This window comes from Nocardiopsis sp. TNDT3 (genome assembly GCF_003427465.1).
In the GTDB taxonomy this organism is placed as follows: Bacteria; Actinomycetota; Actinomycetes; order Streptosporangiales; family Streptosporangiaceae; genus Nocardiopsis; species Nocardiopsis dassonvillei.
In genome coordinates this window covers 1-3,701 of record NZ_QPFC01000305.1, presented here as the reverse complement: position 1 = coordinate 3,701, position 3,701 = coordinate 1, and the positions used below count along the sequence as shown (strand labels likewise).

3 protein-coding genes are annotated in these 3,701 nt (G+C 74.0%); all 3 read left to right on the top strand.

Going from position 1 to position 3,701, the window contains the following annotated elements; all coding sequences use genetic code 11:
- The coding region (locus DQW06_RS08280; protein ID WP_117198237.1) for a polyprenyl synthetase family protein at positions 1-1,678 on the top strand (1,678 nt) is incomplete at its 5' end.
- 43 nt (positions 1,679-1,721) lie between these two features.
- Positions 1,722-2,387: an ATP-binding cassette domain-containing protein gene (locus DQW06_RS08275; RefSeq protein ID WP_013155914.1), complete on the top strand. Its 666-nt coding sequence runs from the start codon at positions 1,722-1,724 to the stop codon at positions 2,385-2,387.
- Complete coding sequence (locus tag DQW06_RS08270) at positions 2,387-3,196, top strand: hypothetical protein (protein ID WP_013155915.1); 810 nt, start codon at positions 2,387-2,389, stop codon at positions 3,194-3,196. Before DQW06_RS08275 ends, DQW06_RS08270 begins: the two co-directional genes overlap by 1 nt.
- Positions 3,197-3,701: the final 505 nt, after the last annotated feature.

The following is a 3,701-nucleotide window of genomic DNA, read 5'->3' as shown; positions in this document are numbered from 1 at the left end:
GGCCCCCGTCCTGGAGGCCCCCGTCCTGGAGGCCGCGAGCCTGGAGGCCGCGGGGGTCCTCCACTTCCGGGGCCGATCCGCGCGGGTCACGGGCCGGGGCTGGCACGAGCGCGCGTTCGGCGGGGACATCCTCCCCGCGCGGGACGGCCGCGACGCCTCCTGGTCCCGTGCCCGCGTCCGCCTGGACAACGGATGGGAGCTGGCCGTCCACCGCACCGGCGGGGCCGACGCCCCGGACGGGACCCCGGCCGCGTGCGGGGCGACGGCCGTGCTGTCCTCCCCGGACGGGGAGCGCGTCGAGGCGCCCGCGACCCTGCTCGGCCTGCGCCCCTGGACGTCCCTGACCACCCTCAACACCTATCCCACGGCCTGCGACGTGGAGGTCCCGCTCCTGGACCTGCGGCTCCGGACCACGGCGTGGTTCCCGCGCCAGGAGGCGGTCTCGGTCACCGCCCCCTCCGGGAGGCTGGAGGCCCACGCCGACGCCGAGGGCACGATGGGCGGCCGCCCGGTCCGCGGCCACGGACTGTGGGAGGTCTTCCCCGACAACCGGATCGAGGACTTCGAGCGCCACGTCACCCGCGTCCGCGCGGTCACCCGCCAGGAGATCGACCGCCTCTACCCGGCGGAGCCGGACGCGCGCTCCCTGACGGAGCTGGCCGGGACCGAGCACCGGCCCGAACGTCTCGACGGCGCGGTGCTGGAGGACCTGCACGCGTCGCTCGTGGGCCCGGTCCGGCACACCACCGCGGGCCTGGGCAGGAGCTGGCGCTCCTACGTCTCGATGGCGGCCATCGAGCTGTTCGGCGTCGACAGCGAGCCCTACCGGCCCCTGGTGGCAGCCGCCGAGCTCCTGCACACCGGCAGCCTCATCGTCGACGACGTCGAGGACCGCTCACCGCTGCGGCGGGGCCGACCCGCGGCCCACGTCGTCTTCGGCGAGGCGGTCGCCGTCAACGCGGGCACGGCGGCCTACTTCGCGCTGGACCGCGTCCTGAACCGGGTCCTGCCCGACGACGCGGCCCTGAGGCTGCGCGTCTACCAGGTCTACCTACGGGTGCTGCGGGCCGGACACGGCGGACAGGCGATCGACATCGCGGGCCACCGGGCCGCGATGGACGAGGCCGTGGAGACGGGCGACGCCGAGGCGCTCCTGCGGCGGGTGCGCTCGGGCCACTGGCTCAAGACCGCGGCGCCCGTGCGGGGGCTGGCCGAGATCGGCGCGCTCGTGGCCGGCGCCCGGGAGGAGCAGTTCCGGGCGCTGGGCGAGTACTTCGACGCCGTGGGGCTGGCCTACCAGATCTCCGACGACGTCATGGACCTGCGCGGCCTCACCGCGCCCGCCGAGGGCGGCGGGCGCTCGGCGACCAAGCACACCGCCGAGGACCTGCGCGCGGGCAAGGTCACGATGCCGCTGGCCCACGCTGTGGCCCTGCTGCCGCCCCGCCGGGTGCGCGAGCTCTGGTACGCGGTGCGCGACGGCGACGCCGACGAGGCGACCGTGGCCGCCGCCGCGGCGTCCCTGGAGGAGTGCGGCGCGGTCGCCGCCTGCACCGGGGAGGCCCGGGACCTGGTCGAGCGGACGTGGAAGCCCCTGCGGGACCTCGTGCCCTGCACCTGGGCCTCCGTCATGATGGGCGCCCTCGGCGCCTACGCCGCCCGCAGGGAACGCGAGTAGTAGCGGCGACCCCCTTCCCCCTCCCTCACGAGTGAGCAGACCGATGTCACACGCACCCACCCCCACACCGGCGCTGCGGGTCCGCGGCGTCCACAAGTCCTACGGCCGCCACCACGTGCTGCGCGGCGCCGAACTCGAACTCCCCGAGGCCTGCCTGGCCGGACTGGTCGGGGAGAACGGCTCCGGCAAGTCCACCCTGCTGCGCATCCTCTCGGGCGTCCTCGCCCCCGACCGCGGCACCGTCGAGCACCCCGGCAGCCTGGGCTACTGCCCCCAGCACACGGTGCTGAACCCGGCCTTCACCGTCTCCCAGCACCTGCGCCTCTTCCAGGTCGCGCACGACCTGCCCGACCTGTCCCGCGCCCGCGAACTCCTCGACGTCCTCGGGTTCGCCGAGTACCTCCACCACCGGGTCTCCACGCTCAGCGGCGGCACCCGCCAGAAGCTCAACCTCACCCTCGCGCTGATGCACGACCCGCACCTGCTGCTCCTGGACGAGCCCTACCAGGGGTTCGACTGGGACACCTACGAGCGGTTCTGGCGGCTGGCGGCCGACCTGCGGGACCGGGGCCGCTCCGTGCTGGTGGTCTCGCACATCGCCTTCGACACGGTGCGCTTCGACCGCCTGTGGCGGCTGGAGGGCGGGCGTCTGGTGGAGGGGGCGTCCTCGTCGGCGCCCTCGGCCCCCGCGGCGGCGGAGGGCCGGTGATGCGCCGCGCCTGGACCCGTTACGCCACCGCCACCCGCATGGCCCTGCTGGAGCACCTGCGCAACCGGCTGGCGCTGGTCCTGGTGGTGCTCTTCATCCCCGTCTGGATCACCCTGGTCTACCTGGTGATCGCCGACGCCGACGTGCGGTTCCTCCTGCGCGCCACCGGGGAGGCCGTCACCGTGCACGGCAACCACGTCAGCAAGATCTCCGGCGCCGTCAACGCCGTCACGCTGATCGTCGGGTTCATGATGTTCATCGTCACCTACCGCTCCTTCGGGTTCGACCAGCGGCTGGCGATGGCCGGGTACCCGCGCCTGCACCTGCTCGCGGCCAAGCTCACGGCGCTGGTCACGGCCTCGGCGCTGGTCTGCGCCTACGCGGTGGCGGTGATCTGCTGGTACTGGGTCCCCGAACAGCCGTTCATGCTGTGGCTCTCCCTGCTGGGGTCCGCGCTGGCCTTCGGCGGGATCGGGGTGATGCTGGCGGCCCTGCTCCGGGGGGAGCTGGAGGGCATGTTCTGCATCGTCATGCTGTCCATCATCGACATGGGGTTGCAGAACCCGGTGGCCAACCCGTCCTCGGACAGCGACGTCGTGCGCTACCTGCCCACCTACGGCACCATGCAGACCGGGGTCGCCGCGGGCTTCCAGGACACGGTGCCGCTCGCGTACCTGCTGCTGGGGCCGGCGTGGTTCCTGGCCACGGTGGCGGTGGCGGGGGCGGCGTTCCGCCTGCGCACCCGGGACCGCAGCCGCGCCTTCGTCCGCCCGCGTGCCCTCCGGTCGCGCCCGGTCCGTGCGGACTGAGCGACGGCGCCGCGCCCGCCGGACCCCGGACGGCGGCGCGGCGCGGGGGCGGGGTTCTCCTCGCGCCGGAAAAGACGGGAAAGGGATTGCGAAGCGCCGTGAAAAACCCGGAGGAGGGTTTTATCGGCGGTGCGAATTGCGTTCCCGGGGGCGGTCGGGCGCTTTTTCCCGAACCTTCTGGCGGGGGCGCGACAAGCCCCTCTGGACAGGCGTTCCGTCCTGATCCGGCGGGCTGTTCCGATCCTCTTCCCGGCGGGGCCCGCGGAGCTTTTACGGGAATATCCGACGGCGTTTTCTGGTTGGAACGGACAACAGGAGTGCGGGCCGGTGGTGAGGGCCCGCCGCAACGCCGCTCCGGTGCCCGAGACGGCGGGCGGGGGCGGAAGCCGTGGGGAGGAGCGGTGCAGCACACCGAACACATGCCGTACGACGAGGTCCCGGCCGACGCCGAGTTCGGCGCGATGACCCCGGAGGCGCTCGCCTCCCTCGAACGCTTCGGCCGGGA

Bases quoted from the DNA above. Each gene is read 5' to 3' on its own strand.
- DQW06_RS08275 (WP_013155914.1), top strand. From the start codon at position 1,722: ATGTCACACGCACCCACCCCCACACCGGCGCTGCGGGTCCGCGGCGTC.
- DQW06_RS08270 (WP_013155915.1), top strand. From the start codon at position 2,387: ATGCGCCGCGCCTGGACCCGTTACGCCACCGCCACCCGCATGGCCCTG.